The 1,905-nt window shown below is 71.9% G+C and carries 3 protein-coding genes; 1 reads left to right on the forward strand and 2 read right to left on the reverse strand.

The window, feature by feature from the left end; genetic code table 11:
* Both CCN44_RS37975 and arfB read right to left on the reverse strand, forming a co-directional pair.
* Nucleotides 1-392 (reverse strand): sigma factor-like helix-turn-helix DNA-binding protein (locus CCN44_RS37975; protein WP_276329146.1); only part of this gene is annotated, 392 nt, incomplete at its 3' end.
* 154 nt (nt 393-546) lie between these two features.
* A complete protein-coding gene (gene arfB / locus CCN44_RS37980; protein ID WP_059250382.1) occupies nt 547-984 on the reverse strand; it encodes an alternative ribosome rescue aminoacyl-tRNA hydrolase ArfB in 438 nt (145 codons plus the stop codon).
* Between the two features lie 151 nt (nt 985-1,135).
* On the opposite strand from arfB, the gene CCN44_RS37985 reads away from it, so the two are divergent.
* Entirely contained in the window at nt 1,136-1,711 is a 576-nt protein-coding gene (locus tag CCN44_RS37985; RefSeq protein ID WP_059250380.1) for a TerD family protein, read from the forward strand.
* Nucleotides 1,712-1,905 lie beyond the last annotated feature (194 nt).

A 1,905-nucleotide genomic window follows, 5' to 3' on the forward strand; every position in this document is an offset into this window, starting at 1 on the left:
CGCACCCGGCGCCGGGCCCGGCTGGCGAGCTGGCGCGCCGCGGCGGCGTTGCGCCCGAGGATGCCGCCGACCTCCTCGAAGGGCACCCCGAACAGATCGTGCAGCACGAAGGCCAGCCGCTCGGCCGGCGAGAGGGTGTCCAGGACGACCAGGAGGGCCAGCCCGACCGAGTCGGCGAGCAGGGCGCTGTGCGCGGGGTCCGGTTCCGCGGAGGGCGCGGGCCGCCAGCTCTCCAGGGGCTCCTCGCCCCGCGTGCGGCGGGAGCGCAGCATGTCGAGGCAGACCCGGCCGACCACGGTGGTCAGCCAGCCGCCGAGCATCCGGTAGGCGACGGCACGCAGGTGCCCCCGGTACGCCTCGAACCGCTCGGCGAGAAAGTCGTGGTCGGTCATGGGTGGCTCCGGCCTCTCCGTCGTCGTCCCCGGTGGTCCGCGAGGGCCCGCGGTGGTCCCACGCCCCACCGAAGTGCTCCGCGTCACACCGATGTGCTTCCGCACCACCCTGACGATCGGGAGCCCGCGGATGTGACAGGGGCGCCCGCCCCGGCTACGTCCAGTCCCGCCCCGAGCGGCCCCGCTTGGTCTCCGCGCGCTGCTTCTTCTCCCGCAGCCGGCGTTCGTTGATGCCGCGCGGGATGCGGGTCGGCCTGCGCGGCTTCGGCGGCGGCGCGGTGGCCTCCGCGAGCAGCGCGGCGAGGCGTACGGCGGCGGCCTCGCGGTTGCGCCACTGGGAACGGTGCTCCGAGGCCCGTACGGTCACCACCCCGTCGACGAGGCGGCCGGCCAGCCGCTGGAGCGCCCGCTCCTTCCACACCGGGGGGAGTGCCTCGGTGCGGGCGAGGTCGAAGCGCAGCTCCACCTGCGAGTCGCTGGTGTTGACGTGCTGGCCGCCGGGCCCGGACGACCTGGAGAAACGCCACATCAGCTCGGCCTCGGGGAGCGAGACGGAGCCGCGGATGGGATAGGGCCCGGACATGCCGTCCATGTTCCCGGCTCCGCGCGTCTCACGTCACCCGGTTTTCGCCGCGGGTAAAAAAGGTAAAGGGGTCCGGAACCATGGGGACCTCCCGCAACGTTGTCCCCGGTGACGGTAGCTTCGTCGGCACAGATACCTAAAAGGGAAGGGACTCCCAATCATGGCTGTAAGCCTGTCCAAGGGTGGCAACGTCTCGCTCACCAAGGAGGCTCCGGGCCTGACCGCCGTCACCGTGGGCCTCGGCTGGGACGTCCGCACCACCACCGGCACGGACTTCGACCTGGACGCCTCCGCCATCGCGGTGAACGGCCAGGGCAAGGTCTACTCGGACGGTCACTTCGTCTTCTTCAACAACAAGCAGTCCCCGGACAACTCGATCGTCCACACCGGTGACAACCGCACGGGTGAGGGCTCCGGCGACGACGAGGCGATCAACGTCAACCTGGCCGCCCTCCCGGCCGACATCGACAAGGTCGTCTTCCCGGTCTCCATCTACGACGCCGAGAACCGCGGCCAGAACTTCGGCCAGGTCCGCAACGCCTACATCCGCATCGTCAACCAGGCCGGCGGCGCCGAGATCGCGCGCTACGACCTGTCCGAGGACGCGGCCACCGAGACGGCCATGATCTTCGGCGAGCTGTACCGCAACGGCACGGAGTGGAAGTTCCGCGCGGTGGGCCAGGGCTACGCCTCGGGCCTGGTGGGCATCGCCCAGGACTTCGGTGTGAACGTCTGAGCACCCGGCTCCGAGCGAAGGCCCCCCGGCGCACGCCCGGGGGGCCTTCCGCCACCGGCGGGGCTCACGGCACCCGCGGGAAGCGGGCCTGGAGCGTCCAGACGGCCGGGTTCTCCGCCAGGTCCTCGTGCAGGTCGGTGAGGTCCGCCAGCAGGTCGTGCAGGAAGTCGCGGGCCTCGCGGCGCAGTTCGGCG

Origin of the sequence: Streptomyces tricolor, from assembly GCF_002155905.1 — a bacterium.
Lineage (GTDB): Bacteria > Actinomycetota > Actinomycetes > Streptomycetales > Streptomycetaceae > Streptomyces > Streptomyces tricolor.